The organism is Escherichia sp. MOD1-EC5990 (genome assembly GCF_002965285.1).
In the GTDB taxonomy this organism is placed as follows: Bacteria; Pseudomonadota; Gammaproteobacteria; order Enterobacterales; family Enterobacteriaceae; genus Escherichia; species Escherichia coli_F.
Genome location: NZ_PTRV01000032.1, coordinates 1 through 24,922, shown reverse-complemented (window position 1 = coordinate 24,922; position 24,922 = coordinate 1). Strand labels below are relative to the sequence as shown.

Below are 24,922 nucleotides of genomic sequence, written 5' to 3'. Positions count from 1 at the left end.
AATTATGAGCGAACTGACTAAAGAAGATGAATACGGCATTATCAGCCGGACTATGATGAATATTCGTTCATTGCGTGTTTTTGCCCGTGAAGTTGATTTTGAGCAGTTGCTCGAAATGCAGGAAAAGCTCAACGTTGTTATTGAAGAACGTCGTGAAGATGCTGAACGTGAAGCGGCTGAACGAGCAGAGCGTGAACGGAAACGTCAGGAACTGCTTCAGTTAATCGCCGGAGAGGGTTTCTCACCGGAAGAACTGCTTGGTCTGTCCGAAGACACACCAAAATCACGTAAAAAAACGTTACCAAAAGCGCCACCCAAGTATCAATTTGAAGAAAATGGCGAAACTAAATACTGGTCTGGTCGTGGACGTGCGCCGAAACCGATTGCTGAAGCCCTGGCTTGCGGTCGCTCCCTTGATGAGTTTCTCATCGAGAAGTGATTCTACAGCCCTCCTTTTTCTGGAGGGCGTTATTAAAAATAAGGAGATTCAGTCATGATTTCAATGTTCGTTTTGGTCGGTTCATTGTGCCTTACCAGTCAGGAAGGCCAGAACGTATGTAGGCCCGAGGCGCTACTTACCTTTAAAAGTGCCGAACAGTGTATGTCCGGCATGAACAACGTGGTCAGCGGTAAGCTCAGTAGAATAGCTCCCTCACTGTCAGCCAAAGAGATCATTGAAAAATATCATCTTCGCTGTACTGAAGCCCCCCTGGTGACCGAGAGAGAATTACAGTACGAACTGAAGTAAGATTTTTCCCTGTGTCCTGAAGGATACAGCCCAGTGGTACACCTCAAAGCTGAACAGAACATTTATTCTGTTCTTCGCTCACAAAAAAGCCGCCCCGAAGGACTGCTAGAAACATACGGTTTTACTGGTTTTCCAGACCGAAATCCTTAAAGGAGCCAGTTGATTAGTTCTAGTCGGTGAAGAATTTACTTAATCCTGAAATTCCGCTTGTGAAAATGAATGGTACAAACCAGGATCAGCGTAACCGTATATACACATCTCTTGCCGTTATTCAGAATATGTTAAGCGCATTCGGGTTTGAAAAGTTTGGAGAAGATATTCAGGCTCTTTTCGACAAATATCCGGTATCTAAATTATTCTATGCATCAATGGGATTTCCTGAACGCTGGAATGAGGAACGGTTATTTTTTATATAAGTAGGGTTATTTACCATATGAGGCCGCGTTAGCGGCCTTTTTTCATTCCCTCCCATACCGGGAATGCAGGTAATGATACCCAATATCGTTTTCACCAAACAGATATTCCAGTAACACCGAATGCAGGTTGGAGCTTAGGTAAATACTCTCTTTCGGTTTTCTCATCGGCTTTGTAACCATTATCACAGATGAAATCATCAATATTCTTCGCTGACTTAATTCCTTCTTCAAGTATTTTTAATGTTACATCTCGGAATTGTTTTGAAGATTTGGACGTTATATCAATAATTTGTTTATCATGAACATCTAAGTCCTTCGGAACATAATCAAAAGATGATTCAAAAAAATCACCGTGGGCAATCTCATCTCTTAAACGCAGGCATTTCCTGATGATTTGGTAATCATTAAGCCCCATCAGGTCATCAATTCCACACATCTTTAGAGTCTTTTTATGAAAATCCTTACGACAAGTTTTGTCTTTCTTCTTATCATAAGTTGGATCAACCTGCCTCCGATAAAAAATGAACATAGCCTCTACAGCGAAAGCTAAAAATACCAACCCTGTTGAGCAGTGGTATTCTTTAAATTCATTTTCAGATGCTCGCTTACACAACGCCAATGCTGTTTCTGCGTTCATCATACATTCATAAGAGGGCTTGTTTTGCTTGCGTACATTAATCATAAACTTCGCCTTTGACTACAAATTTGTCAGTTATAAAATTATGCTTCTTTAATGTTCTTACGAAGTCTCTGTATCTTCATTTAACTCAGAAACGTTTATGGATCACTAGGAAAATATAGTTTCATCAGTCTTTCTTTTTCGAAGTTAAACTCAGCGTCAAAATCAACTTTGTACTCCAGCTCAGATTGCAGCTCATGCAGGGCTTTAACCAAGATCCACGCGCTATAATGGATGAAAGGGTTCATGCCAACCACATTACCAGCGGTAATGTCAGTCACTGTTTCTACGGCCAATATCGATTTAATCTTCTTTTCAGCGACTGTAACATCCCAATCAGATACAAACAGCAGAAGCGCTGCAAATGCTATCAGTGGATTGCTACTCCTCAGAGCGTTGGTTGTGTATCCTAACAGTACGCGTAGCCGTGGATGAGTACTTCTAACCAGTGATGCAACTTGTGTTGCCAACTGATATTTTTCAGAAAGGATTGACCTATCAAATGTGGATGTACCCGAGTCCTTCACAATAATGCTTTTAGCTTTAGTGACAACCCCTTTAAGCCTTATCCCCCATAGTTCGGGATTATCCCGATGATCCAAAGCCAACTCGGGAAACTTGAAGTAAAGCGACTGGTAGACTTCATTATCAATATCAAACCAACTATTCTCAGTTTCACTGACATCAACAATGTATTGATCTCTATTTCTTTTGTTTCTTATCAGAGAAGCTCTGGCAATCTGTACGATATGTGGATTCAGATTGAAGATAAACGAACCTTGCTCACGCAAGTCTAGGAACCACTGTCGCATGTTCCGAATGTCTTGCTGAGAGAATATATTGGCTTCAATCCCGGCACAGACCATTAAGCCGATCAGTTGCGTGGCTTCAGAGCCAGAACGCATGAAATCAACACGCCCGTCGTTAGCAACGACATTTAGCTTGTCTGAACCAGTGTAAAAATCACAGAAAGGAAGATGAGTATCTTTTCCCAGGCTGTCGCGAAATGCAAAATGAGCCTGCTTTACAACATTGCCTTTCGACTGCGATTTAGCTTCTACAACATAATGGCCACCAGAAACATTGCAGGCTGGGCATTCAATATCTGCTTTTACAAAGTCCCGGAAACTCAGCGCTGAATCGGCATTATTTTCATCAAAAAGATTTTTCAACTGCCTGGCATCAAGTTCACGCTTGAACGTTTTGGAGTAGGCCGTAATCGTCATTAGAAGTCCTCATTTATGAGAAAGCGTATTTTATCATATTGCCATTTCTTGGAGTTAAACGGCATATAGCGTGGGAGTGTGTCCTATTACTATAGATAGTTCTGTTCAAAACAGGCTAAAAAAGCGTCTTAACAATGTTAAAGCTACGCGATAAACCTCTTCTTTGTGAAATCTCGTGTGTAATTCCTTTGACAAAATCTCAGATTTCACGTAGCGCATCACCGCTACTGCATACATCAACAAGAAATGACGTTTTTTTAATTACTTTGTATGCTGCAACTTACTGAAAAAACGGGATTCATGATAATGCCGGTAACGGCATCGTTCTGTTGGCCAACGCGATCAGCAGTATTGGCCGCAACAAAAAATGAAAGAAAAATCCCTCAAATGAAGGGGAAAAAACGGAAGTACAACTGAACAACAGGCACAAAAAAACCCGACTGGTAATCGGGCTTTTTTGTGTATTCCAGCCTTGAGTTGGTGGCTCTGACCGGAGAAGGTTACTCTACACCTAACGTTTACATTTTATTCACTATGGTGCTGTAAAGCAACTAAATGTGGTTAAGGAACCACATTTAGTGGTGTAACGGGTGTTTTGTGTAGCGTATAATCAGTCAGTTAGTCATGTAGTTGACTTGCAATCCTGCTCTTCCCGTATCTGCGGGTATGAACGATTTTAAAGTCCTGGCTGGATAAACAGGTGGTGCTGTATTCGGTGCTCTGGCAGGAGGAGGTCACTCTACACCTAACAATGCGAGAGAGCCGTTGTGACAGGCAGTGTATGAGTAAGCAACGGTGATTTCCTCCAGTTTTACTGGAGAAACGGATGATTAATTTGTTAATCATCGTTCTCAGGGCTGTGGTCGCCGTTGCAAACGCGCTGATTGCAATTCTGGAACTGATTCGCCAGTTCATCGACTGATGACAGCGGAAACGTAACTAAGGGCAGGAAGTGAACCGCTTCCTGCCCTTTAACGTACTGTGATATTTTTCAAAAAAACTCACCAATATTCTCCTCGGCAGAAATGACATAACTCACTGTAAAATAACAAATCATCTAAACGCCGGCTTTGTATCGAGCGCGTTGGCCAACGCTTTTACCAGCTGCGACCGCACCAGATAATTTGAATAAGATTTCCCGCATCACCTGGACATACAGGTTATTTTGGAGGCTGCGCTCCTCCAAGCCAGTTACCTCGGTTCAACGAGCGCCAACTCCATAAACCTTTGAAAAACCGCCCACCAAGGCGGTTTTTTCGTTCAGCCAGACGACACATTCTACGAGAGAATCAAGCAATACCTAGCTGTTGCTTTCTTTTATTTATTTCATATATGTATACGTCCCACCCCATCGTTGTCAAACTACTAATAATATTTTTATTCGACCTTATATAAGTGAATGAAGATATATTATCATAATAAAAAGAGCAAAAGAAAACGAGCCTCAAAAAATGATAATCAGATAAGTTAATCACCCATTCGTAATACTTTGATGCAATATTTGCACTCACTTCATCCTCGGATGACTCATCAATCATCTTGATCAAAATATAAAATGCCCTTACAACTGGAAAGATGGTTTCTTTAAACCCTTGGGAATTAATATAAGAATGGTCGTTAGTATTAAAAAAAACATCTTCAACATAAGTAATGACATCTTTCACATCTGCATCAGAACCTCCAGGCAAAGCGAGCTTAAAATTAGCCGCCAAATCTCTTTGGTAAGAGATCATTCCATAAAACCTATCATCGAACCTTTTATTTAACTCTCTTTTCTCTGAGTTCTCATACTGTTTTTGCTGGTAAATGGTGGTGATTATCAATATCACAACCGTGATAAAACTAAGTATCGGATTTAATACGCCACCAACAAAATCACCGAATTGCCCCCATACTTCAGGACTTTTAGACAAGTGAAAATCAAGACAGGCTTTAAACCATAAAAAATATACAGCAAAAACACTAAAAAAGGCCAGTGAAGCCAGTATAAAAACAACTAACCACAAGCGCTTACTCATGGCTTACTTGCACCCAATATCATGTACTTAACTATGTCCCCTGACGTATTACGCTTAGCATTGGCTGTTATTTTTAATCTCGTTATTAACTCATCAGCAACAGCGTTGTTATCGTGAAGATTCTCGGACATAAGCCTCTTTGTTGACGCCTTTACCTTACTATAGGGACCGGAGAAACTAAATGGTATAGTAACTGAATCGCCATCAGCAAGAAGTCGCCCGTTCCCTGTGAAAGAATTAAATCTTGTAACGATAGCATCTATTTCAATAGAGTTACTATCCGTAGTTAGATTAAAAAGATTGCTTGCAGTATTTTCATTTATTTCAAAAAGCTTAAAATTCCTCAACTTCGTCTTTCTTTTCAAAACAACAGGGTATTTGTTAGAACGGGAAATTTTATGCATATCTTTCACTCGCTCAGAAATCCTATCTATTACTTTGCTTTCTATTTTTTCCATTTTAGATAATACTTTTTCAGCCTTCTTGGTTAAAGCTGGGGGTTCAACATACATAGCTTCACAAATAAAGTACGTTATTAACTCAGATAAAACAGAGTTACCTATTCTTTTTAAGTTAGCACTTTTCACAGGGTCTGAAATAACAAGCTTAAAATCTTGCTTATATGACCCAATACAAGCTCCCATTAGCTTTGCCCTAACATTATCAGAATAGCTCATTTTTGATGGTACTTCATTAGACAAAATACAATCAGTGGTAATAGCAATGGCACCTGAAAACCCCGTCATGGTTTCCAGTCCGTACTCCATATCAACCAAGTTAGCTCCAGACTCTATCTTTAGCTCGAAATCCACATCAGTGACTGCCATTGAAATTCCTTATAAATACATTAACTTCATTAAGTTACAACAGAATTTTTATTGCCTTGATAATACTACCGGAATAACTTACCTTCCAGAACTTAATAAACGTAACCGTAAAAATCGGTAGTAAAGTTAGCATCACATGTCCACTGATAGATGTGAGCATAAGATAGTTACACACCTGGGGGGAGGCGGGAAGTTCCCGCAGTCGCCATCTGTTACTCGTTCTTCCTGTGATGATCATTGTTGTCAGTATAATTCTTCGGTTGACTGGACATACAGCATTTTCTGTACAGTAGACAGGCAGTTGCCCTCCAGATAGGATAACCCCCATGATTCAGTCACTAGGTACAATTATGAGTTCGTCTGCTGCCGTAACTGTTCTGACCGGCGTAACCGTTTTTGTTGTTGGTCAACTCATCGCAAAAAGATTCATTGAGCCTTATATATCATTCAGAGAACAATTAGGGAGGATTACAGCGCTTTTATTACGTGAGCAAGCGACGATCACAAATTTCAGAGCTAATCATGAAACCATCCACGATTTGAAAGATGCTGCTTCTCAGTTAATGGCAAAGTATGCAGCCTTGCCTGGTAGCCTAAAAAGAAGCTATTTAGGTATGAAGTTTGTACCATCAAAGGGGGAAGTTCTTGGTGCAGCACAAAACCTTAATGAGATCACCTCAATACTTGCTGGCAACAGTAAGGAAAATACCTACAATCTCATAAAGGAGATTGGACTCAAGCTCAATATACCAACTACCTATTCGTCTCATTAATCCCCGCGTTACCTGGACATTCAGGTAATCTTGTCAAAAAAAGCCACACTAATGGGTGGCTTCAAGGGTAAAATAAAGACAAAGCGGATTCTATTTCACTGCCAGCTAATTTCAATAATAAATTTGTTATTCTCATTAGCCTTCGATGAGTTAATCCGATAACCAGATTCCCTTAGAACCTTGACCACTTGCTCAAGAATGTTTTCATGGACAGGATAAATAAAGGATGTCTGGCCCAATCTTGCTTGGAGCTTTATTTCTCCAAATATCATATCAAGTGTTTTGTCTGTATCAGGTATCACTGAAGAACTAATCTTTTTAGCTTCACTGGCGCTGATGTGTTTATTTCCCATAAATAATACCTCTTTTCCTTAATGACATCGCAACAGAATTAAAAGAAATTATAGAAGATTATCGGCATTATAGGAAGGTTGACACTGGTTGTAGTACGATCACAATTCCTCGCACACTTGGACATACAGGTGATTCTGTCCATACCTCATTAGTTACAACATTCACATGTTCTGTTCCTTTATCTGGTGCCCTGTTCCGACATATGTGCCCATATCCTGGGTTATTCAGGATAACCGCTTCCTTTTCACCCTGCCCTGTCGTTCATATTCCTCTGGACAAAAATGCATTATCGGAAAAAATGTCCAAATTTTTTTTGGTGATCGGAATTTTTGTTGTCGGACGCACCTCTGCTTCAGGTCATAATTGCTGGCACGTCCAGAAAAACAGGTGCGGAGATTAAAAAATTGAGTCACTTACCCGCCAAAATTTTCCAGATTTCACGTAGCACACCACCGCTACTGCATCCATCAACAAAAAATGACGTTTTTTTAATTACTTTGTATGCTGCAACTTACTGAAAAAACGGGATTCATGATAATGCCGGTAACGGCATCGTTCTGTTGGCCAACGCGATCAGCAGTATTGGCTGCAACAAAAAATAAAAGAAAAATCCCTCAAATGAAGGGGAAAAAACGGAAGTACAGCCAAACGACAGGCACAAAAAAACCCGACGGGTAATCGGGCTTTTTTGTGTTTTCCAGCCCTGAGTTGGTGGCTCTGACTGGAGAAGAACTCTCTTCAACCAACATAGACATAATATGTCTACATGATATGGAATGCAACCGTATCCGCTTATGCGTATAATACACCGGTTGGTTCTGATCCGTTATAACTCCAGCCTTCCCGCAAGGATTAAGCGATTTTAAGTCCTGGCTGAAAAACAGGTGGTGCTGTTGTCAGTGCTCTGGCTGGAGTGGAACTGTCTTCAACCAACACCGAAGAACAACCGATATGACAGGCAGTGTAAGAGTAAGTATCGGGAGTCTGCTCCATATAATGGAGTAAACGGATGATTGATAAAGCAATCATCGTTCTGGGGGCACTAATCTCGCTTCTTGAACTGATTCGCTACCTTCTCCAGTTGATGGGCTGATGGCGGAAACGTAACTAAGGCCGGGGGCTAACCACCTCCGGCCTTTAATAAAAACATATTTTAGTTACAATATTCAAATGCATTGACTAAACACCACACACCCAATCTCCTGAGTTAATATCCTGCCTTGCAGGTATATTAGCCCCCTACTCCTCTACTTACTGGATTTCTGCCCGGTTTTACGTTTTAGCGCATTACTGATTGTGCCACGGCTGCACCCTAGCACTTTCTGTACCTGTGTCCAGGAGCTACCGCTTTCTATCAACCTGATAATTGCATCATGTCTGGCTTGATTAGGTTTACGCCCTTTATATTTGCCGTCTTTCCTTGCTTTCTCTATCCCTTGTTTCTGGCGTTCCCGACGTTGTTCATAGTCCCTTCTGGCAACTGCGGCCAGCATATCCAGCAGCATATCGTTAATGGCTGCAAACAACCGGCTGTCAAACTCACTCATACCAGAATTAATCCATGTCGTCGGCACATTCACCGCCATAACCCGGATGTCTTTCTGCCGGATCATTTTCTTCAACGTATTCCAGTCTTCCCCTGACAGGCGGGAAAGTCTGTCCACATCCTCGATAAGCAAAATGTCATTTTGCTGGCAATCTCTCAGAAGACGAAAAAGTTCCGGGCGCTCAAGACGGGAGCCGGATTCATTCTCAATATAGTAGCTGCAAATGATCAGGTCTCTTTCCCTGGCAAAAGCCTCGATAGTTTCCAGGGCACGCGAAGCATCCTGTTCTGCTGTTGAAGCTCTCAGATAAGCGCGGACAAAGCTTGTTGGTACATTTGAAGTCATATTACAGAACCGGTTCACATAAGGTCACACCACTATACCCAAAATGCACCAGAAAGTAGATCGACAGGAAAGGCACACTCTAAAAGAACCAAAACACAAATAATGAGTAGATGTGACATTGTCACCACATACTCATAAACTCAAATACTCATATACACAATACAACTCAAATGAGTAAACACTCTTTAACTCATATACACATAGACTCATATTAACCTTTACTCATACAAAGAGTATGGTAAACTCAAAAACTCACAGGAGTAATTGAGTAGATACACAATTGAGGGTTTGAGTATGAAAGTAATCTCATTTCTGAATCCTAAAGGGGGTTCAGGCAAAACAACTGCCGTAATCAACATAGCCACTGCGTTGAGCAGGAGCGGATACAACATTGCTGTGGTAGACACAGATCCACAAATGAGCCTGACGAACTGGAGCAAAGCAGGCAAGGCAGCATTTGACGTATTTACAGCAGCATCTGAAAAAGACGTCTATGGAATCCGAAAAGATCTGGCGGACTATGATTTTGCTATTGTGGACGGAGCAGGTTCGCTCTCAGTAATCACCTCCGCAGCCGTCATGGTAAGCGATCTGGTAATAATCCCTGTCACCCCCAGCCCCCTGGATTTCTCCGCAGCAGGAAGCGTCGTTACTGTTCTGGAAGCACAGGCTTACAGCCGCAAAGTTGAAGCCCGCTTTCTGATCACCCGTAAGATAGAAATGGCAACCATGCTCAATGTGCTGAAAGAAAGTATCAAAGACACCGGTGTTAAATCCTTCCGTACGGCCATTACACAACGTCAGGTTTACGTGAAATCAATTCTGGATGGTGACAGCGTGTTTGAATCCAGTGATGGTGCAGCAAAAGGTGAAATAGAAATCCTTACAAAAGAGATAGTTAGCACATTTGAGTAATTACACATTTACTCATATAATCAAATAAGTATAACAACCGGAGAAAGCTTAATGCCACTTGAAAAAGCGCATACGGCAGTAAAAAAAATGACCTTTGGTGAAAACAGAGATCTGGAACGAGTAGTAACAGCACCAGTATCATCTGGAAAAATCAAACGTGTTAACGTCAATTTTGACGAAGAAAAACACACCCGGTTTAAGGCTGCATGTGCCAAAAAAGGTACATCGATCACTGATGTGGTGAACCAGCTTGTAGATGAATGGCTCAAAGAGAACGAATAATATCTGAGGAATATCATGGATAAAAACGTCGTTGATGCGCTGAAAACGCTATTAGAAGCGTTACGGGAAGAAGTGGTAACAGAAGTCACATCAAAACTAAATCCTTCGGCAAGCCATATTCCTGAAGAAAACAGTAAGCAATTGACAGCAAAAGCAAGACTACTGAATTTCCGGCTAACCGAAGCCTATGAAGAAATCCTGGAAGCTGAAGCTATCAGGACTGGTCAGAGCAAAACAACCGTTCTCAAAGCGGCGCTGGCCGCTTTCGATAGCCTGGACGAGAACCGGAAAAACCACTGGCTGCTTGAATCTGCAAAGTTAGGTTAGCATTATGGCTAAGAATGATAGATATGTTGTTATGGTTGGGAATAAAACCATATACAGCGGTAATCAGCGATTTTTAGCCTGGTTAGTATGGTTCGCTAACAGGCATAATAAGGCCATTGACTGTGAGTAAGGGATATGGATTGTCGAGCCGTCTTACTGATTGAGGACAGGAAAGGCAAAATAATAATGAGAATATTCATCGTATTAGCTGGTCTTTTATTGGGATGCTGGAGGTTATTTGATAACTACAGATCCTATAAAAAAGGAATTTATAAAGAACATCGCAAGATGGCTCCTCCTGTTTATTATTATCGTGGAGATCATACGTTTGTCATACGGATAGTAATTGATTCACTTTTGACCCTGGTGATGATTGGTTTTGTTGTCTGGTTCTGGTTTAGAACTGCTTAACATCATAATATCGAGGAAGAAAAATGGCATCAGATAATAGATACAGTATTAACTTCACGCTATCTGTTTTAGAAAAAACAGAAGCAAGCAAATTAATAAAAGAACGAGAAAAACAAGAACATATAGAACCTTATGGCTATATTTTGCTTATAAAAAAAGCAGCATTGTTAGTTCTTTCATTTGCAGCATTATTTGATTTTATAATACTTTTTGGTTTGATTGCTCTCGCCCCAAAAGACCCTGATTATGTAGAAAGAGCAAAATTTCTTTCCATTATTACATTTACACTAATAGCTATATTTATCGGGTTATTATATATATATGATTATTTGATGAAAAAAGTAATGAGGACTAACTATTTATCAGAAATAAGAGATTCTGAACTAATGTTACGTCTCAAAATAAATCGTTCATACATTGAGCAAATCATGAAAATTGGTAGTTCGAAGGTTTTCTGGAATAACATAAAAAAAACATACCGTAAGAAAGGATTTCTATTTATCCAGACAAAAGAAAACAGATGCATAATCATTCCAGAAGAGTTTTTAAAAATGGAGAAGAAACCGAAAAATTATATAATTTTGTAAAGGAGCAAATAGCAAAAAACACAATAGAATGAAAAAGGAAAAACAAAAAGGAAGGTTAAGTCGCAGAGAAGGGGACATAAGACTCAATCCTTAAATAACGCATCCAGCTTATCGCTGGTAAGCAATTCTGCCAGCGAATCACATTTCATAAAATCAATATCCATTTCGTCCAGAACATCACAGTAGCTGACATCATCAAGACTAATGACAATCACAGGAACACCCTCTTTGAGATCAAACACTAAGACAGGTAATGAAATGGAGTTTATCTTTTCAAAATCACTAAAAAACTGTTCAGTTCCATATTCACTGGCAGGAAAAAGAATCTCACTTAATCTCACACAATAAAAAACATGATAGTGTTCTTTAAGGTTATCCTTTAAAATATTAACAGCCTTAGTATATTTTTCGTTAATAAACTCTTTGATCAAATATTTCATAAAACTCTCCAACAAGAACCGACTGTAGGTCACCGGGCAAACGTTGCGGAATGGCGTCAGAGACGTCATTTTGCGGCGTTTGCCCTATCCTGCATCGCAGTGAAAAGGCAGGGACTGGCATAACCGCTGAGTAGCATCATTGCTGGCTTATCTCGCTACTGTTCTCGGTGCTTTCGTCCGCAGGTTCGGGAACAAGTAACTTGTGCCAGGGCATAGTTTTGTTGAGCAGCTCCATCAGAGGCTCAGCCAGCAGTCCCAAAATCCAGGTTGCCGTAATCACCGGTATAGTCAGATTTTGTGGCGTCCATAACTGGTGATCGAGATGATACCAGGTGATGACACACAAAATACCACCCAGCCAGAATACAGCCCATTTAAACGCACCAAGAATGGCTAACACAAAAACAAAGATAAAATGTAAAACACTCGCGACAAGAAGACGAAGATAAAACCATCCCCAGCCAAGCCACTTAACAAAAGTGCTCCCTGTTTTCACTGCAAAACGTTTCTTACGCTCCCTGGCTATTTCTTTCCTGAATTTAGCACGTTCTTCCCCCTGAGGGAATTGATAGATTTTAGCCATGAGTTACCTCATATCATATATTCACTAGAGGACTTTTTTATCAAACTCTTCCAAGAATTTAGCTTCATCATCAGAAAGAGAAATATCTTCATTGAGAGAAAAATCAAATCTTAGCATATGCACCATACGTCCTTTTTTTCCTGCCACTGAAAATTTTATATCCCTTATCTCTGTCTTTTCTATGATTTCTCTTATACTTTTGTTTATAACATCACGAATAAAAAAAGAGTACTTTGGATATCTGTATACCTTCTCACCATTTTCAATATTATAAAGCCCCATTTCCTCTTTCAGTTGGTCAACTGAAATTTCGAAGGATTTACTCGCAGGGTTTAAACTATAGTATTTTCTGATAACCTGATATAAGTTTGTGGAGTTTACACTGTTCAAGATAACAACAGATTTTAACACCTGTGTTGTATATCTGTTTTCAGAGCCAATAAGTTTTGAAAAGTATCTTTTTGCAGTATTAGTAAATTTAATACGAACAGTAGCCAAATGATCATAATAGGCACAAAATTCGGTTAAATTTAAATCCAATCTGTCAGGTATCTTGTTTTTAGATGTTGATATTCCCAATTCATTAGATAGGGTTTTTAAATCATCTCTATTTAAAACTAATGTCGTTGAAGCCAGAACTTTTGCACCTTCTTTTAAGGCCGCATATGCAGCATATTTATCCAAAGTAGTTGTCTTAGAAAAAAAATCAGCATCAACCTCCAAAATATCATCATTCAACATTTCCTTTGTATCAATCTGACAAAGTGCGAGAAATAAAACCCGTTTCGCAGAAAGAGAAAGAGATGCCAGAGTAACGCCAACCTCATTTCTATGCCTGACTTTCGTTAACCCTGTTACAGTTTTCACCTGAAGCCTCATTATAGATAAGTCGTATCACTTGGCTAAATGATAACCCTATAAAGGTTGTATGACAACAACACATTACAACCTTTAGTTAAAAAACTTATCACCTTTAGATATAAAGATCTTTATGTATTCACATCAAAATGAATTCATAACATCATGTTTTACATGATATTTTTTTAGCCTGTGGATGTACTTAAAAATCCTCTCACCTTTCGTTAAAAATCCTCTCATCTTTAGTGAAAAATCTTCTCACCCTTACTTAAAAATCTTCTCACCTTATGTTAAAGATCCTCTCACCTTACGTTAAAAATCCTCTCATGTTTAGCGTTTTTTTATTATATTTATCATAATGTTACGACGCTCTAAGTTTTTAAGTTTTTAAGATCAAGAAGAAAAGATAAGTTTTTTAAATGCACAGTGCCTGTGGATAACTTTGCGTAAACCCAGAGGACAGATCACTCTGAACTAGGACAACCACACATAAAAACAATATGCTCGCTTTTTAACCACTGCGCGTAATTGCCTGATGTTATCCTTGTGCTGTTCCGCTTCCTCGCTCACTAACTCGCTACGCTCGGTCGTTCGGCTGCGGCGAGCGGTGTCTCCTTTCTCAAAACCAGAAGAGTTCAGATCATACGATCCGTTGATTGATCCTTTTTGGATCTTTCACTGAGAAGCCCTGAATCGCTTTCTGCCGCTTCGTTCGATACAACCATGGTGAAACCATGCGAAATCGAAAAAATCGCTCAGAATGCGATACAGCGCGTTTTAGAGGGTATTTACAAAACAGTCGTTGCCTTGAGGAAATTTTGATCAAGATTGAACTCCTATCCGGATCATGGCAACAGATCACAGCAACAAGGCCGCTAAAAAGCGTTGAGCGGCGTTAAAAACCGTTAAACCGTAGCTGACTACAACGAAACGGGAAAAAACGCTCAGAACGCGTTACAGAGCGTTTTAAGGCGATGTCGGAAAGAGCCATATCTCACCTGTTCTGATGTTTTTCTCAACATAAGCACTTTTAAGAGTGCTTTTAAAGATGCTATTATGCCAATGAGACAAGCGGAGGGCTTATGAGCTATCAAATTCTGACAACCACAGCGGCCAGTATTACTGACCTGAAAAAAAATCCTATGGGAACCGTAGCTGAAGGTGAAGGGGACGCTGTTGCGATCCTGAACCGAAACGAACCGGCGTTCTATTGCGTTCCACCAAAACTTTACGCCTACTATCGGGAACTCGCTGAAGATGCTGAGTTAAACGCTGTTGCTGATGAGCGCATGAAAAACCCGGAAATTGTGAAGGTTAACCTGGATGACCTATGAACTGGCTTTTGACCGTAGAGCACTGAAGGAATGGCAGAAACTCGGCCACACCATCCGTGAACAATTCAAAAAGAAACTGGCAGAACGGCTGGAAAATCCACGCGTACCCGCAGCCCGGTTACATGGTCATGCTGATCGCTATAAAATCAAACTTCGTGCATCTGGCTACAGACTTGTATATCAAGTCATTGATGAGAAAGTCGTTTTACTCGTTATTGCCGTTGGAAGAAGGGAAAGCAGCGAAGTCTATCAGATTGCAGATTTGCGCTAAGATTAATCATCAAATGATTGACTGTTTACAGTCAGAGCGAGAGCATTAAAAATTTGCAATACCTGCAAATGCAGGTATAATAAAACACAAGAAAGGGAAACAGGTTCTCTTTCATCCAGAGCCCAAAGTGGGCGGGAGGTTAAAAATGCAAAACTACGCTAAATCTGTAGCCACAGAGATTTTACGTCAACTTGGTGGTAATCGTTTTATTGTTATGACTGGTGCTAACAGTTTTTCTTACTTTGATGAAAACGGTGAGTGTGGGTTAACTTTCCGTTTGCCGTCAAATTTTGCAATGAAAGGCATCAACTTAGTAAAAATTAAACTGGATTTTACTGATACGTACCAGGTGAAATTTTCTCGTGTACGTGGTGCTGAAGTTAAAGATATTTCAAGATTCGATAATATCTATTGTGATCAGTTAGCGCGTTTATTTACACAGGAAACAGGGTTACATACCGTGTTATAGATAAAAAGGGGCATTAAGCCCCTTTTTTAGTTATGAGGAATAATATGGATAAAGATAAGATAATTAAGAAAAACAGAGGTAATTACTCCTATGTAATCAGAACGATGGATGAAGATGGGGATACGGTTTTTCACGTCTTAAAATATGTTAAGACGATTGATAAAACTAAAAGCAGGAAAACAGTAAGAAAATTGATAATGGACGAAAAACTCAACCTGGCATCATTGATGCTTCTGGATAATGGGGTTTTGTGTGATTGTCTGACAAAAGGGGATGAAAATGCAGAATAAACCTACACCTGAAGAAGTAAAGAATGCGCGGGTTGCGGCAGGTCTTACTCTTAAAGAAGCTGCTGATATTTTTGGTTATCAACTGAATTCCTGGCAGATGAAAGAAAGTGCAGGTAAGGCCAGTCGTTCTTTATCTATTGGTGAATATCAGTATTTATTGTTATTAGCAAATATGCATCCGTCTTACAGGCTGGTAAAAAAATAACTTGCCATACCTGCAAATGCAGGTATAATAAAACACAGGAAAGGGAAACAGGTTCTCTTTCATCCAGAGCCCAAGCTGGGCGGGAGCTAAAAATGAAAGTATTAACTTTTAAAAATGATACTGTCTCTGTTGGTGATATCTTTGTATCATCATGGGGCTATGAGCAAACCAATGTAACCTTCTACCAGGTTCTTTCTGTTCACGGTAAAAAAACCGTCACCGTTCGCGAGATTCGCGCCAATTCAGAATATACCGATTCAATGGTCGGCTTTAAAACTCCCGTTTTAAATGATTTTACTGGTGAATGTTTTAAGCGTCAGATAAAAGATTTTGGTGATGAGCTGGCAATCAAAATCGAAGATTTTGAAACTGCGTATAAAACTCTACCGGAAGAAAAACATCGATTTTCTTCTTACTACTAATTAATCAGGGGGGATATTCCCCCTTTTAGTAAAGGTCTGAAAATGGAAAGAGAGTTTAGCGCAAAAGCATCATTAAACCGAAATATAAAATTTTGATTTGAGCAATGTGGATTATCTAAAGAAAGAGTTATTCATTGTATTGATAACTGGTATGACCTTGCATACCCACCATCAGAACAGGAGAAAGCAAAAAAAGAAGCAATTGAGAAGTTAATAAAGTAAAGATAAAGATGGTATCAGGTTGTGGGGCAACCTGATACCGTGACACCTGATTCTATTGCGAGGAATAAAATGTCGGAACGCATATTATCAGCAATAAATGACGTTGAAAATGGTGGGCGTCCGGTTTTCCCTTTGATGCCATTCCATGTCTTTCCTGAGTATATGGCATTACTCAGAAAAGCACTGGAAAAAAAGACACAAAAGAGAACAGATAAATAAACCGGAGGCTTTATGACAAAACATGATTTTGTGTCCTTTGTCAGTGGAGAATTGCGGCAAGGCGCTGTACGCTTTTCTCTTGCTTTTAACAGCAAAGGAGAAATTGTTCTGCACTGGACTAATAAAGCAGGAATACGAGTCTGGCGGATATTAAGTGGTAATCGTGGCAAAAAACCAAGCAAAGCTAACCTTGAAAGAATGAGTAACTTCCGGCGCTGGCTTTTTGATGCCCGTCAGGGCATGGAAGGCTACACTCAGCAACCTGAACAGAGCAACCTTAGCTGAATAGCCGAAGCCCTCCCGTATTTCGGGAGGTGCTTTCTGATATATTGCGCGGGACTGCGCTTGCGCTTCCTGCCAGACCGTTCGCGGAGCGAACCTGACGGCACTGTCCTTACCGCATTGATCGGGTTTCCGGTCGCAGACGTACGTATGTTCAGCCATGACAACATCAGCCTTTTTGCATTTTTGTTGATGCTCAAGCACAATTTATGAGCGGCGCCAGATTCACTGCGATGCAGGATAGGGCAAACGCCGTAAAATGACGTCTCTGACGCCATTCCGCAACATTTGCCCGGTGACCTACAGTCGGTTCTTGTTGGAGAATTTTATGAAAAAAGTTCAATTCAGAATTGATGAAAATCAGCATGATGATTTGCTGGATTGCCTTAAAACTCTTTATCCGGATGAACCAGCTTTAACAGTAGCTAAAGGCATGAAACTTTTAGCAAATGCTTTATTAAAAAGTAAAGCTGTCAGTAAGGATATAAATACGTTTTTTGATAATAATGATTTTATCAAAACAACGATGTACTTAACAGGTAAACAAAGGGCTGATATTGAAAGAGCTGCTAATCGTCACGGATGGACGTTATCACGAGAATGTCGTTACCGCATACAGACGACACTTGAAAATGAACTGGATTTCTTTGACCAGGAACTGCTGATGATGAATCGTTGCCGTAATTCAATTGATAAGATCGGTCGTAATTTCCATTATATCATTGTTAATGATCAGACCAGGGTTCTTGATAAAGATGGTTTCTATCAGGATGCGGAGCGTCTTACAACAGAAATTTTTAATCTTAAGAATCAGTTTGAGAATTACATTATGTTATGTAAAGGGAGAACTGTTTCAAATAAAGTGGAGATGTGATTATGGGCGTTTACGTTGATAAAGAACATCGTGTTAAACGAAAGTCATCAGAAAATGGTCGTAAGTCAGCTTTCGCTCACAAAGTCAAAAATGGTGGAAAGAACTATAGCCGCAATGTTCAGGAACGTATCAACCGCAAGGGTGCCAGTAAGGAGGTTGTTGTCAAAATATCTGGAGGTGCTATTACTCGTCAGGGGATTCGGAACAGTATTGATTATATGAGCCGTGAGTCAGAGCTACCAGTGATGAGTGAAAGCGGTCGGGTATGGACGGGTGACGAAATTCTGGAAGCTAAAGAGCACATGATAGATCGTGCTAATGATCCTCAGCATGTGATGAATGATAAAGGTAAAGAAAATAAAAAAATCACACAGAATATTGTCTTCTCGCCTCCAGTTTCAGCGAAAGTAAAGCCTGAAGATTTGCTGGAGTCTGTCAGGAAAACGATGCAGAAAAAATATCCTAATCACCGTTTTGTTCTTGGATACCACTGTGATAAGAAAGAACATCCTCACGTTCATGTTGTTTTTCGTATCCGAGATAATGACGGTAAACGCGCTGATATCAGGAAAAAAGATTTACGGGAAATTCGTACAGGTTTTTGTGAAGAGTTGAAGTTAAAAGGTTATGACGTTAAAGCGACCCATAAGCAACAGCATGGACTTAATCAGTCTGTTAAAGATGCACATAATACAGCACCAAAAAGACAGAAAGGTGTTTATGAGGTTGTTGATATTGGCTATGACCATTATCAGAACGATAAAACAAAGTCTAAGCAACATTTTATAAAGCTAAAGACTCTTAACAAGGGGGTTGAGAAAACATACTGGGGGGCTGATTTTGGGGACTTATGTTCGCGGGAAAGCGTTAAAGCAGGTGATCTTGTCAGACTGAAGAAACTTGGTCAGAAAGAAGTAAAAATCCCGGCGCTCGATAAAAATGGTGTTCAGCATGGCTGGAAAACGGTTCACAGAAATGAGTGGCATTTAGAAAATCTGGGGGTTAAGGGCGTAGACAGAAAACCTTCAGCCAGCAAAGAGCTGGTACTGAACAGCCCTGATATGCTGCTGAAGCAACAACAGCGAATGGCGCAGTTTACGCAGCAGAAAGCATCCACGTTACAGTCAGAACAGAAGCTGAAAACAGGGATTAAATTTTGGGGCTTATAAGATTTAATGTATTGATTATGCGAGAAAAATATTTATTTTAGTTCGCTTGCTCATCTTTTCACCTTAAAAACAGATCGAAATTCTGCGTTTTAGCTATCATTCGATCTATCGATCTAAAAAACAGATCTGCAAAAGATGAATATTCTGTGTTTTATTGCTTATACGGAATAAATGAAAGTAAAATTGATTTATCAAGATCGAAAGATCTGTTTTATGTGTTGAACTTAGCATAAGTCACTTGTAGTATAAACTTCGCGCAATAGTAAAAAGTCTCTCTTCATAGGGGCGTGATTTCTCACAAGCAACCACGGTTGGCTTGTGTTTTGTCACATCTGTATATCGGGGATTGAGTATGAAAGGACAGAAACAGTTTTACCTGCTTCAGTGTTCTCCGCATTTTCATCAGTCGGTTCTGTTGCAGTTATCCCGGAGCGGTATCGCTTACTACAATCCAGTTATACGCACTTTCTATAAGAGGCGTGACTGTAGTGCATACAGGGGACAAATCATGCCAATGTTTCCCGGTTATGTATTCGTTCTTCTGGATTTTGAGGTTGTACATCCATCCTGCTTTACCCGGATGAAAAATGTTTATGGACTGGTCAGTTTTGGTGAATATCCTGCTGAAGTTCCTCTGAGTGTCATAAATGAAGTAAAAGAGCAGGAGAAGATTTTTTCGATGAATTTAAGCCTGATGAATAACTCCTGTCTGGCAAAAATACTTCTCCTTGCAGACGCTTCAAAGCGTGGACAAGTCTTTGCCGACTATGTGTGTAACAGAAAATACGACAGGTTAAAAAATGACAGCTATAAAAGGAAAGCGGAAACCGCAACGCAATGTACTCTACCTTCCTACAGAAGTTCGTGTTGAAGTTGAAAAAATTGCAATTGAAATAAGTTTCAAGAGGGGGAGGCGTATCTCTGATTCTGGTTTTGTTCAGTATCTTATTAAAAAATACAAATCTCAGGCGATGAAAGAGCTTATTCATGGGGCTGATATTCCTGACGAGTGATAGCGCCCCGGTGTTCTGAATGTGGAATATTTATGTTATCTACTTCTACTTTTCTTGCGCTTGCCATGCAATGCGCTGCCAGCGTTCATCCCGACACAACGCACGAAGTTGCCAGGGTTGAATCAGGTTTTAACCCATATGCGATTGCGGAAATAATACCAAAGGTTAAACGCAAACCTGGTGATAAAGGCGTAGTATCTTACTTTCCTGAATCAAAGGAGGCAGCACTTAAGATCGTTAAAAACATTGAATTACGGAATCATCGTTACTCTGTAGGACTTATGCAAATAACGAGTACCAATTTTGCAGAGTTTGGTACAACAGCAGAGAAAATGTTTGATCCATGCGAAAATCTTAAGGTATCAGAAAAAATACTGGTTGACTGTTATAAACGAGGTGGCGACTTAGTGCGTGGGCTGAGTTGCTATTATTCCGGCAATCCAGAAACAGGAGTAAAGCCAGAACCTGAATTTAATAATACAAGTTATGTACAACGTATAGGATTTAGCCCTCCTGATAATAAAAAAAGTTTTATTGTTCCTTCTGTAAAGGAAATGATTAAAAAGGAGAATAAGACGACTATCACACCTGAAGAAATCACTATATATCCTCAATACGCCATGCGTGGCACTGTATCAAATGAAAAGGAAACAAAAGATGTTGAAATTAAATCTGAATAAACGTTATTTAACGCTTTCTCTATTTATGGCTGCGTTGATGCTTTGTGTTGCAGAACCTGCTTTTGCGGATGATGTGTCTACGAAGACAACTGGTTTTTTACAGAAAATAATTGATTTTTTAACGGATGTTCGTAAACCGGCAATTACAATTATGGCTCTTGTTATTGGATATATTGCATTATTTTCGCGTCAACATACCGCATGGATAGTCCCACTCGTTATCGGAATTATCATCTTTATTGTTGCACCATATATTCCTGACTGGCTTGCGTAATTAAAGGATGGGCGCACTATGAGTACTCTTTTTAAAGGTCTTACGCGCCCTGCTTTAATAAGGGGGCTGGGCGTTCCGCTCTACCCCTTTCTTGGAATGTGCATTATTTGTGTTCTGCTTGGTGTCTGGATTCATGAGGCTATGTACGCCCTCATTCTTCCTGGCTGGTATGCCATCAGGCGTGTAACACAGTTTGATGAACGCTTTTTTGACCTTCTGTATCTGAGAACCCTTGTCAAAGGGCATCCTTTATCAAACAAGCGATTCAGCGCAGTCCATTATGCGGGGAGCCAGTACGACGAAGTTGATATTTCAAAAGTGGATAACTTTATGAAGCTGAAAGACCAGTCTTCTGTTGAAGAGTTAATTCCGTACTCTTCACATATCACTGACAACATTATCGTTACAAAAAACCGGGATTTGCTGGCAACCTGGCAGATAGACGGTGCTTACTTTGAGTGTGTTGATTCTGAAGATTTGTCAATTCTGACAGATCAGCTCAATACGCTTATACGTAGCTTTGAAGGGAAATCTGTTACGCTGTATCCTCATCGTATCAGGTGTAAAAAGGACGTCAGACCAGTATTTAACAGTAAAATTCCTTTTGTGAACAGAGTAATGAATGATTATTACGAGTCATTCCCTCAGTCTGAATTTTTCGAGAATAAATTATTTCTGACGATTTGTTTTAAACCTTTTACTACGGAAGATAAAGTAACGCATTTCTTTTCACGCGGTAAAAAACAAAAAGATATCTTTAAAGAGCCTGTTAATGAAATGAATGAAATTTGCGACAGGTTGAACACCTATCTGTCCCGTTTTCATTCCCGACGTCTTGGGATTTATGAAGATCATGGGGTTGTTTATTCAGATCAGTTATCTCTGTTCCAGTATCTGCTTTCTGGTCGATGGCAAAAGGTCAGGGTTAGCAGTAGTCCGTTTTATACATATCTGGGAGGAAAAGACCTGTTCTTTGGTAATGATGCCGGACAAATTACCGCGTCAGACCATGCCCGGTATTTTCGTTGCATAGAGATTAAGGATTATTTTCAGGAGACGGATGCCGGTATTCTGGATGCTCTGATGTATCTCCCCGTTGAGTATGTCGTGACATCGTCCTTTACTGCGATGGATAAGCAGTCAGCGATTAAGGCGCTGGATGATCAGATCGATAAGCTGGAAATGACGGATGATGCTGCCAAATCTTTGCTGGCAGATCTGAAAGTCGGACTGGATATGGTTTCCAGCGGATATATTTCTTTCGGGAAATCGCATCAGACCCTGGTTGTCTTTGCGGATTCACCGGAGCGTCTGGTGAAAGACACCAATATCGTGACTTCCACTCTGGAAGATTTGGGGCTGATTGTCACTTATTCAACACTGAGTCTTGGCGCAGCTTATTTTGCTCAGCTTCCAGGAAATTATACGCTTCGCCCTCGTCTGAGTACCCTCAGTAGTCTTAATTTTGCTGAAATGGAAAGTTTTCATAATTTCTTTTCAGGAAAAGAAAAAGGAAATACCTGGGGGGAAAAACTGATTACTCTTCGGGGGTCAGGTAATGATATCTACCATCTGAATTACCATATGACGACTGAACATCAGAATTTCTTCGGTAAGAACCCGACGCTGGGGCATACCGAAATTCTCGGTACGTCTAACGTGGGTAAAACCGTATTACTGATGACAAAAGCATTTGCCGCCCAGCAGTTCGGTACGCCGGAATCATTCCCTGCAAACAGAAAACTGAAAAAACTGACCACGGTTTTTTTCGATAAAGACCGGGCAGGTGAAGTCGGTATACGGGCTATGGGGGGATCTTATTACCGGGTGAAGGAGGGAGAGCCGACAGGCTGGAATCCCGCCGCACTGCCGCCAACAAAACGTAATATCGCTTTTATGAAGGACCTGGTGAGGCTGCTTTGTACTCTCAACAGTGAGCCGCTCGATGATTACCAGAACAGCCTGATTTCAGATGCGGTTGAACGTCTTATGCAACGGTCAGATCGCTCTTATCCCATCAGTAAACTACGGCCTCTTATCCAGGAGCCGGATGATACTGAAACCAAACGTCATGGACTTAAAGCCCGTCTTAAGCCGTGGACGCAGGGGGAAGAGTTTGGCTGGGTGTTCGACAATCGGGAAGACACGTTTGATGTCGATAACCTGGATGTTTTCGGTATTGATGGCACGGAGTTCCTGGATAATAAGGTGCTGGCCAGTGCAGCTTCATTCTATCTCATCTATCGGGTTACCATGCTGGCCGATGGTCGCAGGCTTCTTATCTACATGGATGAGTTCTGGCAATGGATCAATAACGAAGCGTTCAGGGACTTTGTTTACAACAAGCTGAAAACCGGACGTAAACTCGATATGGTGCTTGTCGTAGCCACACAGTCACCGGATGAACTGATTAAATCACCCATTGCGGCAGCGGTTCGTGAGCAATGCGCCACTCATATTTATCTGGCAAACCCGAAAGCCAAACGTAGTGAATATGTTGATGGTTTGCAGGTCAGGGAGCTTTATTTTGACAAAATTAAAGCTATTGATCCGCTGTCCCGCCAGTTCCTGGTTGTTAAGAACCCACAGAGGAAAGGTGAAAGTGATGATTTTGCTGCTTTTGCCAGACTGGAGCTGGGAAAAGCAGCGTATTACTTACCGGTTCTCAGTGCATCAAAACCCCAGTTAGAACTGTTCGATGAAATCTGGAAAGAAGGAATGAAGCCGGAAGAGTGGCTTGATACCTATCTGGAACAGGCGAACCTGATTTGAGGAATCACCAATGAAAAAGCAAATTATGGCGGCATTCGTCGCTTCCCTGATTGTTATTTCCGGCGCTCAGGCGGGGATACCTGTTGCCATCGACGCCAACCCGGAATGGGCGATTGAAGCCGGACGATGGACAGAACGCCTTAAGCAATGGGCGGAAACGGTAAAACATTACGAAAATCAGATAAATGCGTACAAACAGGAGCTGCTGTCAAAAACGGGTATCCGTGATGTGCAGGGACTGGTGCAGTCCGCACAGTCAGTGAGTCAGGAACTGATGCAGATTTATGATCAGGGGAATGCTTTTATTGACGATTACATAAAAAATCCTGAAGGGGCGTTATCGGAACAGGCCAAATCGTTATTGTCAGATTACAGGGTAACGGATACCTGCCAGAACCTGGGATATTCCGGCGACCTGGTACGGGGATGTGAAGCGACGTTCCTTTCTCAACTGGCAAGCGTGGAATACGGTAACAAGCTGGAGAGCAAGCTTCGTCAGGACAACCAGACGATGAAAGACCTTATTGATCAAGTCAAAAATGCGAAGGATACGAAGGCCACGCAGGATGCAACAAACGCTGTGGCACTTGAACAACTGAAGTTCGAGAAGCTCAAATTTCAGTATCAAATGTATCGCGATAAGCAACGAGATCTTGCAGAATATAAAGAGAAGATGGCTCAGGCTTCTTTCAGAAAACAGCAACGTGAAGCCGTGCCTCCTTCTTACAGAAAAGCTTATATGGCAATGAAATCATATGAGGATGATTAAATGAAAAGTATCGCTACTGCTGGCCTTGTCATTATATCTGTTTTTAGTCTTTCTGGATGTTTTGAAGAAACAAAATCGGTTGATTGGTGGCTTGCACATCCGAAGGAGACATACAAAAAATTTGAAGAGTGTCAGAAGTCTGGTAGCGATTCTGATAATTGTAAGAACGTTAAGCGAGCACATTTGTCTTTTGAACGGAGAAAGGCGGTTGGTTTACCAATAAATTGAGGGTGATGTATGGGGAGAGCCTGTTTAAGATTCTGTGTAAATGCCTTTTCTCAGAAGTGACCGTCCAGGCGGTCACCGAACTCGATAATAAAG

36 protein-coding genes and 1 pseudogene are annotated in these 24,922 nt (G+C 40.7%); 28 read left to right on the top strand and 9 right to left on the bottom strand.

All coding sequences use genetic code 11. The annotated features are described in order from the left end of the window. The first annotated feature begins 4 nt into the window (after window positions 1-4). The 3 genes from BEB42_RS23965 to BEB42_RS23955 all read left to right on the top strand — a co-directional run bounded on the left by BEB42_RS23965 (window position 5) and on the right by BEB42_RS23955 (window position 1,164). On the top strand, window positions 5-439 hold the full coding sequence (locus BEB42_RS23965) for an H-NS family histone-like protein (RefSeq protein WP_021515665.1): 435 nt from the start codon (window positions 5-7) through the stop codon (window positions 437-439). 54 nt (window positions 440-493) lie between these two features. After that, window positions 494-748 carry a hypothetical protein gene (locus BEB42_RS23960; protein WP_021515664.1) on the top strand — a complete coding sequence of 85 codons (255 nt, stop codon included), beginning with the start codon at window positions 494-496 and terminating at the stop codon, window positions 746-748. A gap of 176 nt (window positions 749-924) precedes the next feature. After that, window positions 925-1,164 (top strand): hypothetical protein, encoded by a 240-nt coding sequence (locus BEB42_RS23955; protein ID WP_024189270.1) that lies wholly within the window; start codon window positions 925-927, stop codon window positions 1,162-1,164. A 91-nt stretch (window positions 1,165-1,255) separates the two neighbouring features. On the opposite strand, the gene BEB42_RS23950 is transcribed toward BEB42_RS23955, so the two are convergent. Continuing rightward, entirely contained in the window at window positions 1,256-1,846 is a 591-nt protein-coding gene (locus BEB42_RS23950; RefSeq protein ID WP_105267586.1) for a hypothetical protein, read from the bottom strand. Window positions 1,847-1,941: 95 nt separating this feature from the next. Then, on the bottom strand, window positions 1,942-3,069 hold the full coding sequence (locus tag BEB42_RS23945) for a hypothetical protein (protein ID WP_021515662.1): 1,128 nt from the start codon (window positions 3,067-3,069) through the stop codon (window positions 1,942-1,944). 826 nt (window positions 3,070-3,895) lie between these two features. On the opposite strand from BEB42_RS23945, the gene dqlB reads away from it, so the two are divergent. Further along, window positions 3,896-3,991, top strand: a complete 96-nt coding sequence (gene dqlB / locus BEB42_RS27070) for a DinQ-like type I toxin DqlB (protein ID WP_000609147.1) — start codon at window positions 3,896-3,898, stop codon at window positions 3,989-3,991. Between the two features lie 367 nt (window positions 3,992-4,358). Here dqlB and BEB42_RS23940 read toward each other — a convergent pair whose 3' ends face one another. Continuing rightward, window positions 4,359-5,087 carry a hypothetical protein gene (locus BEB42_RS23940; RefSeq protein ID WP_050192119.1) on the bottom strand — a complete coding sequence of 243 codons (729 nt, stop codon included), beginning with the start codon at window positions 5,085-5,087 and terminating at the stop codon, window positions 4,359-4,361. Further along, window positions 5,084-5,914 carry a hypothetical protein gene (locus tag BEB42_RS23935; protein ID WP_001714220.1) on the bottom strand — a complete coding sequence of 277 codons (831 nt, stop codon included), beginning with the start codon at window positions 5,912-5,914 and terminating at the stop codon, window positions 5,084-5,086. Before BEB42_RS23935 ends, BEB42_RS23940 begins: the two co-directional genes overlap by 4 nt. Before the next feature lie 326 nt (window positions 5,915-6,240). Between BEB42_RS23935 and BEB42_RS23930 the strand changes: the two genes are divergently transcribed. Further along, entirely contained in the window at window positions 6,241-6,687 is a 447-nt protein-coding gene (locus BEB42_RS23930; RefSeq protein ID WP_000616196.1) for a hypothetical protein, read from the top strand. Between the two features lie 95 nt (window positions 6,688-6,782). Here the strand turns inward: BEB42_RS23930 and BEB42_RS23925 are convergent, their stop codons facing one another. Beyond that, a complete protein-coding gene (locus BEB42_RS23925; protein ID WP_097404293.1) occupies window positions 6,783-7,040 on the bottom strand; it encodes a hypothetical protein in 258 nt (85 codons plus the stop codon). Between the two features lie 333 nt (window positions 7,041-7,373). Between BEB42_RS23925 and BEB42_RS27135 the strand changes: the two are divergent. Both BEB42_RS27135 and dinQ read left to right on the top strand, forming a co-directional pair. After that, window positions 7,374-7,487 (top strand): annotated as a pseudogene (locus BEB42_RS27135) (tyrosine-type recombinase/integrase); the annotation flags it as partial. A 563-nt stretch (window positions 7,488-8,050) separates the two neighbouring features. Continuing rightward, entirely contained in the window at window positions 8,051-8,134 is an 84-nt protein-coding gene (gene dinQ, locus BEB42_RS23915; protein ID WP_000565612.1) for a damage-inducible type I toxin DinQ, read from the top strand. A 154-nt stretch (window positions 8,135-8,288) separates the two neighbouring features. On the opposite strand, the gene BEB42_RS23910 is transcribed toward dinQ, so the two are convergent. Continuing rightward, window positions 8,289-8,933, bottom strand: a complete 645-nt coding sequence (locus BEB42_RS23910; protein WP_001376796.1) for a recombinase family protein — start codon at window positions 8,931-8,933, stop codon at window positions 8,289-8,291. 294 nt (window positions 8,934-9,227) lie between these two features. Between BEB42_RS23910 and BEB42_RS23905 the strand changes: the two genes are divergently transcribed. The 4 genes from BEB42_RS23905 to BEB42_RS23885 all read left to right on the top strand — a co-directional run bounded on the left by BEB42_RS23905 (window position 9,228) and on the right by BEB42_RS23885 (window position 11,455). Beyond that, window positions 9,228-9,848 carry a ParA family protein gene (locus tag BEB42_RS23905; RefSeq protein WP_000864791.1) on the top strand — a complete coding sequence of 207 codons (621 nt, stop codon included), beginning with the start codon at window positions 9,228-9,230 and terminating at the stop codon, window positions 9,846-9,848. A gap of 51 nt (window positions 9,849-9,899) precedes the next feature. Further along, window positions 9,900-10,130: a plasmid partition protein ParG gene (locus BEB42_RS23900; RefSeq protein WP_001127690.1), complete on the top strand. Its 231-nt coding sequence runs from the start codon at window positions 9,900-9,902 to the stop codon at window positions 10,128-10,130. A gap of 15 nt (window positions 10,131-10,145) precedes the next feature. Next, window positions 10,146-10,457, top strand: a complete 312-nt coding sequence (locus tag BEB42_RS23895) for a hypothetical protein (protein ID WP_000360322.1) — start codon at window positions 10,146-10,148, stop codon at window positions 10,455-10,457. Between the two features lie 434 nt (window positions 10,458-10,891). Further along, window positions 10,892-11,455, top strand: coding sequence for a YcxB family protein (locus tag BEB42_RS23885; protein WP_236942413.1), 564 nt, complete (start codon window positions 10,892-10,894; stop codon window positions 11,453-11,455). A gap of 83 nt (window positions 11,456-11,538) precedes the next feature. Here the strand turns inward: BEB42_RS23885 and ddp1 (BEB42_RS23880) are convergent, their stop codons facing one another. From ddp1 (BEB42_RS23880) to BEB42_RS23870, 3 genes are all read right to left on the bottom strand, one after another. After that, complete coding sequence (gene ddp1, locus BEB42_RS23880; protein ID WP_097404334.1) at window positions 11,539-11,895, bottom strand: DNA distortion polypeptide 3; 357 nt, start codon at window positions 11,893-11,895, stop codon at window positions 11,539-11,541. Window positions 11,896-12,031: 136 nt separating this feature from the next. Beyond that, the gene (locus BEB42_RS23875; protein ID WP_001074386.1) at window positions 12,032-12,478 is read right to left on the bottom strand and encodes a hypothetical protein; all 447 of its coding nucleotides are present in this window, start codon (window positions 12,476-12,478) and stop codon (window positions 12,032-12,034) included. 24 nt (window positions 12,479-12,502) lie between these two features. After that, window positions 12,503-13,357, bottom strand: coding sequence for a replication initiation protein (locus BEB42_RS23870; RefSeq protein WP_001239324.1), 855 nt, complete (start codon window positions 13,355-13,357; stop codon window positions 12,503-12,505). 1,061 nt (window positions 13,358-14,418) lie between these two features. Here BEB42_RS23870 and BEB42_RS23860 point away from each other — a divergent pair. The 17 genes from BEB42_RS23860 to BEB42_RS23770 all read left to right on the top strand — a co-directional run bounded on the left by BEB42_RS23860 (window position 14,419) and on the right by BEB42_RS23770 (window position 24,829). Continuing rightward, window positions 14,419-14,670, top strand: a complete 252-nt coding sequence (locus tag BEB42_RS23860; protein WP_000121743.1) for a type II toxin-antitoxin system Phd/YefM family antitoxin — start codon at window positions 14,419-14,421, stop codon at window positions 14,668-14,670. Further along, on the top strand, window positions 14,660-14,941 hold the full coding sequence (locus BEB42_RS23855; protein WP_000220560.1) for a type II toxin-antitoxin system RelE family toxin: 282 nt from the start codon (window positions 14,660-14,662) through the stop codon (window positions 14,939-14,941). Before BEB42_RS23860 ends, BEB42_RS23855 begins: the two co-directional genes overlap by 11 nt. A gap of 145 nt (window positions 14,942-15,086) precedes the next feature. Then, the gene (locus tag BEB42_RS23850) at window positions 15,087-15,410 is read left to right on the top strand and encodes a hypothetical protein (RefSeq protein ID WP_097404320.1); all 324 of its coding nucleotides are present in this window, start codon (window positions 15,087-15,089) and stop codon (window positions 15,408-15,410) included. Window positions 15,411-15,454: 44 nt separating this feature from the next. Next, window positions 15,455-15,700, top strand: a complete 246-nt coding sequence (locus tag BEB42_RS23845) for a hypothetical protein (protein ID WP_000356546.1) — start codon at window positions 15,455-15,457, stop codon at window positions 15,698-15,700. Beyond that, window positions 15,690-15,905: a hypothetical protein gene (locus tag BEB42_RS23840; RefSeq protein ID WP_001180116.1), complete on the top strand. Its 216-nt coding sequence runs from the start codon at window positions 15,690-15,692 to the stop codon at window positions 15,903-15,905. Before BEB42_RS23845 ends, BEB42_RS23840 begins: the two co-directional genes overlap by 11 nt. A 92-nt stretch (window positions 15,906-15,997) precedes the next feature. Continuing rightward, complete coding sequence (locus BEB42_RS23835; protein WP_000866648.1) at window positions 15,998-16,327, top strand: hypothetical protein; 330 nt, start codon at window positions 15,998-16,000, stop codon at window positions 16,325-16,327. Window positions 16,328-16,618: 291 nt separating this feature from the next. Then, window positions 16,619-16,768, top strand: coding sequence for a hypothetical protein (locus BEB42_RS26545; RefSeq protein WP_172933979.1), 150 nt, complete (start codon window positions 16,619-16,621; stop codon window positions 16,766-16,768). Between the two features lie 12 nt (window positions 16,769-16,780). Next, complete coding sequence (locus tag BEB42_RS23820) at window positions 16,781-17,053, top strand: hypothetical protein (protein ID WP_000160399.1); 273 nt, start codon at window positions 16,781-16,783, stop codon at window positions 17,051-17,053. 325 nt (window positions 17,054-17,378) lie between these two features. Continuing rightward, window positions 17,379-17,924 (top strand): DNA distortion polypeptide 1, encoded by a 546-nt coding sequence (gene ddp1, locus BEB42_RS23810; RefSeq protein WP_000757693.1) that lies wholly within the window; start codon window positions 17,379-17,381, stop codon window positions 17,922-17,924. Window positions 17,925-17,926: 2 nt separating this feature from the next. After that, the gene (gene mobP1, locus BEB42_RS23805) at window positions 17,927-19,093 is read left to right on the top strand and encodes a MobP1 family relaxase (protein ID WP_123005228.1); all 1,167 of its coding nucleotides are present in this window, start codon (window positions 17,927-17,929) and stop codon (window positions 19,091-19,093) included. Window positions 19,094-19,445: 352 nt separating this feature from the next. After that, window positions 19,446-19,964, top strand: a complete 519-nt coding sequence (locus BEB42_RS23800; protein ID WP_001446885.1) for a transcription termination/antitermination NusG family protein — start codon at window positions 19,446-19,448, stop codon at window positions 19,962-19,964. Next, entirely contained in the window at window positions 19,894-20,106 is a 213-nt protein-coding gene (locus BEB42_RS23795; RefSeq protein WP_000125172.1) for a hypothetical protein, read from the top strand. Before BEB42_RS23800 ends, BEB42_RS23795 begins: the two co-directional genes overlap by 71 nt. Window positions 20,107-20,138: 32 nt before the next feature. Further along, window positions 20,139-20,786 (top strand): lytic transglycosylase domain-containing protein, encoded by a 648-nt coding sequence (locus tag BEB42_RS23790; protein ID WP_097404312.1) that lies wholly within the window; start codon window positions 20,139-20,141, stop codon window positions 20,784-20,786. Next, window positions 20,764-21,060: a TrbC/VirB2 family protein gene (locus BEB42_RS23785; RefSeq protein WP_123058323.1), complete on the top strand. Its 297-nt coding sequence runs from the start codon at window positions 20,764-20,766 to the stop codon at window positions 21,058-21,060. Before BEB42_RS23790 ends, BEB42_RS23785 begins: the two co-directional genes overlap by 23 nt. An 18-nt stretch (window positions 21,061-21,078) precedes the next feature. Further along, window positions 21,079-23,832 carry a VirB3 family type IV secretion system protein gene (locus BEB42_RS23780; protein ID WP_097404308.1) on the top strand — a complete coding sequence of 918 codons (2,754 nt, stop codon included), beginning with the start codon at window positions 21,079-21,081 and terminating at the stop codon, window positions 23,830-23,832. A 10-nt stretch (window positions 23,833-23,842) separates the two neighbouring features. After that, the gene (locus BEB42_RS23775) at window positions 23,843-24,601 is read left to right on the top strand and encodes a type IV secretion system protein (protein ID WP_097404307.1); all 759 of its coding nucleotides are present in this window, start codon (window positions 23,843-23,845) and stop codon (window positions 24,599-24,601) included. Continuing rightward, on the top strand, window positions 24,602-24,829 hold the full coding sequence (locus tag BEB42_RS23770; protein WP_000835348.1) for an EexN family lipoprotein: 228 nt from the start codon (window positions 24,602-24,604) through the stop codon (window positions 24,827-24,829). Window positions 24,830-24,922: the final 93 nt, after the last annotated feature.